Origin of the sequence: Holospora undulata HU1, from assembly GCF_000388175.3 — a bacterium.
GTDB classification, from domain to species: domain Bacteria; phylum Pseudomonadota; class Alphaproteobacteria; order Holosporales; family Holosporaceae; genus Holospora; species Holospora undulata_A.
The window spans coordinates 1-3,077 of sequence record NZ_ARPM03000103.1 but is presented as its reverse complement, the minus strand read 5'-3'; the positions used below and the strand labels follow the sequence as shown (position 1 = coordinate 3,077).

Here is a 3,077-nt window from a genome sequence, read left to right as displayed (position 1 = left end):
TTTGCTCAAGATAAAGACCGGGTACTAAACAAACAAAGATGGGATATTGAACGGCTGTTCAGAACTATGAAAACGCAAGGGGTTAACTTTGAAAATACCCCTATGAAAGATTTGGGAAGACTTTCCAAACTTATGACCATTGTCGCTGTTGCTATTTTAGACGCTTCTATAACGGCCCTTACACAAGAACACAAGGGGACTCAGGTGGATCAAAGATAAACTCTTATTCTTTGATTTCAGCGATCTTTTAAACTACCTGAAAAAAAGTGAGGGGGAGTATGCAAAAAAATATTAATTAACTTCTGGATCAAGTAATAATTAATTTTCCAAAAATTAGTAAAAGAACTGCTGAATCTGTCCTATCATCATTAATAATTTATTGAATTATCTAATCAATATCCGATTTTAATTTTATGATGATCTAAATAGCTCAAATTGGACAAAGCATTTCTTCTGCAACAGTGCCAATATGTAAGTTATTGAATTATCTAAACAATTTTCGTTTTTTGGTTGACAAAAATTCTGTTTATGAAATAGAATATTCGCGTGAAGGTTTATTAGTGTTTCCATGAAAGGAATAAAAATTTTTGTTTTGTTTGTTGCTTTTCTTGAAACTTCAGCTTCTTTGTGTGCGCATCGTCCAAAGTTGCTAGCAGTTAGAAAAAGTGAAAAATTTAAAGGGCTTGTTCCCACATCGCTTCCTAGAGATGCTGTCTCGGAAAGATCTCAAAGTAATAGGGGGCAGTTAAAGGTAAAGTTTGAAGATCCTTTGCCTACAAGAGGCACAGAGATTTTCAGAGCAGATGAAGAAAGTGAAGGTCAGTTTTGTACAAGAGGTGCAGAGGCTTTCAGAGCAGATGAAGAAAGTGAAGGTCTGTTGTGTACAAGAGGTGCAGAGGCTTCCAGAGCAGGTGAAGAAAGTGAAGGTCTGTTTTGTACAAGAGGTGCAGAGGCTTTCAGAGCAGATGAAGAAAGTGAAGGTCTGTTGTGTACAAGAGGTGCAGAGGCTTCCAGAGCAGGTGAAGAAAGTGAAGGTCTGTTTTGTACAAGAGGTGCAGAGGCTTTCAGAGCAGATGAAGAAAGTGAAGGTCTGTTAAGATCTAAAAAAGTTAGGGGAAAAACTGGAGGAACTTCTATCAGTCAAGAAGTGATGGAAGAGTAGGTGGCAGAATTTAACTCTCAGTTTCTAAGTTAAGTTGCTGAGAAAAAACAAAGAGTTAAAATAAAAAGAGTCTATAAAAAATTAAGTAATTTTATAGTATATCATAAAAAAATGTAAGATATGGTAGGACTAAAAAATTTTAGAAAATAGTAAGTTGTACTGTGGGTAAGATAATAGTTATTTTATTCACAGTAATTTCGGGTGAAGTTAAGGTAAATTAGAGGAGTTCATTTTTTTGAGATTTGCTTTTATAAGATAATGAAGATTTTTTGGTGATTGATTCTAAAGAAGTTTGGGAGTCAGCCTATGAAGTAGAGTGTAATGGGCATGCCACTCTTGCAAAAAGTGGTTCTCTCTATGGTATTAGCAAAGCAGAAGTGGCTCGTTTAACCAATTTAACTAAGATTCTGATTTGAGAATTTTTGTCCGTAAAAAGCAGATCTGTTGTGTTTCACTAGGTTGGATTATAACGTCTATGAATAGAGCTGAGTTAGAGTAAATACTTTCCAACTTTCTATAATTCCTTTTAGTAGATAGTGCTGAAGTGACTGACCTTGACGGGTTGATGCCGCACCTTACGTCCAACAAAGCGCCTCAATACGTTACTGGCGCATTCCCAACTGTTTGGCATATCTTGCGAGGTAAGTCGTTGTGAATGACCAGTTGCCAAAACTACTAGACCTCTTGCATACCCCTAAAATAAGTATGAACTAAGGCTCGTCCTCAACTGAGGATACGGCCAATAATATTTATATTTATCATCATATGAAGGCTCCAAACAGTTCCTTTTTGGGGGAATAACAGCCTTAGGTCCTTTTTCTTTAAGTTCTTGCGTTCATCGGCACCATACGATTTCCTCACGAAGCATTCATGAGGTGATCCATCAACGCCCCCCCAGATCATGGTCCTGACTTTTTGTCAAGTGATGGGATTGCCGGTGGGATTTCCTTGGGCATCGCAGATTGCACTAATCTTGGTGCTTAGACGGCTTCTTGGTCCCAATCTATTTTTAGCTCCAACGCTGTGTTGATGGGGAGGTACGATCGTTCATTGCGTACTCGTTTTCAGTGCCACTGGCTAAGATTTCAAAAACGCTTTTCCATACGCCTTTTTGACTGTGCAAGGCTTAAAAATCGCCCAAAACAGGCGATTGTCCTTGGCTGTACGCACATCTCCTTGTTTTCCAGGCAAAAAATAATTTATCTTATCCCACTGATTATCATGAAATCCATAACGTCTTATTTAACACACCTCTCTTTTAAATTCTAAACAACTTAATTGAGCACGGGCCTTAATATATCGTCTTTAAAAGAAGATTACTGTGCACAATAGGCCAAATTTACTTTTCATCACTTAATTACCGCCTTCAAAAATCTCACTTCGCTTTTCTTGAAAGAGGCTTGTGTCATAAAATAACTCGATTTTAGAGATGAACCCATCAGAAAATTCCATCATCACTGCTGCCCTGAACTAATAACCTGTATTCATGATTTAGCTATCCTTCTTAATAGGATCATGGAATGGGCTGTAATTATGTTTTCAGCAGTCGCTATGGCAATTTCATAATCTTTAGACGCCCTTCGAAAAGGATTTAGCTATCCTATGTTCTTTCGACGATCTAACGCTTTGGAAGTATGGCCCATCCTTGAGATATACGCTCTGAGATTGCTATAGTTTTATTCAATAGAGTTCTCACACACTCCCTTTAATGTAGGATATTTTTGCAACGCTTCTTCAAAAACTCTGCACCCAGCACCTGTGTCATTGGACTTATAAACCGTGATATGGAGCAGATTACCTTGCCTATCAACACCACTATGCTGTTTGCGCATCTTTTTTCCCTCCATCTATACCTATTTTTTCTGAGGCTCCTGTGGGGGTAACACTTGTTTTAACACTTTGTGAATGATGCTAT

The 3,077-nt window shown here is 37.8% G+C and carries 4 protein-coding genes; 3 read left to right on the top strand and 1 reads right to left on the bottom strand.

Annotated features, from left to right (window positions below):
• From K737_RS09315 to K737_RS09945, 3 genes are all read left to right on the top strand, one after another.
• The coding region (locus K737_RS09315) for a transposase (RefSeq protein WP_023491869.1) at nucleotides 1–219 on the top strand (219 nt) is incomplete at its 5' end.
• A 349-nt stretch (nucleotides 220–568) separates the two neighbouring features.
• Entirely contained in the window at nucleotides 569–1,162 is a 594-nt protein-coding gene (locus K737_RS02140; RefSeq protein WP_023491868.1) for a hypothetical protein, read from the top strand.
• A gap of 272 nt (nucleotides 1,163–1,434) precedes the next feature.
• Nucleotides 1,435–1,578, top strand: coding sequence for a hypothetical protein (locus K737_RS09945; protein ID WP_023491867.1), 144 nt, complete (start codon nucleotides 1,435–1,437; stop codon nucleotides 1,576–1,578).
• Nucleotides 1,579–2,838: 1,260 nt separating this feature from the next.
• On the opposite strand, the gene K737_RS10340 is transcribed toward K737_RS09945, so the two are convergent.
• A complete protein-coding gene (locus K737_RS10340) occupies nucleotides 2,839–3,009 on the bottom strand; it encodes a hypothetical protein (protein WP_162832641.1) in 171 nt (56 codons plus the stop codon).
• Between the last annotated feature and the right edge of the window lie 68 nt (nucleotides 3,010–3,077).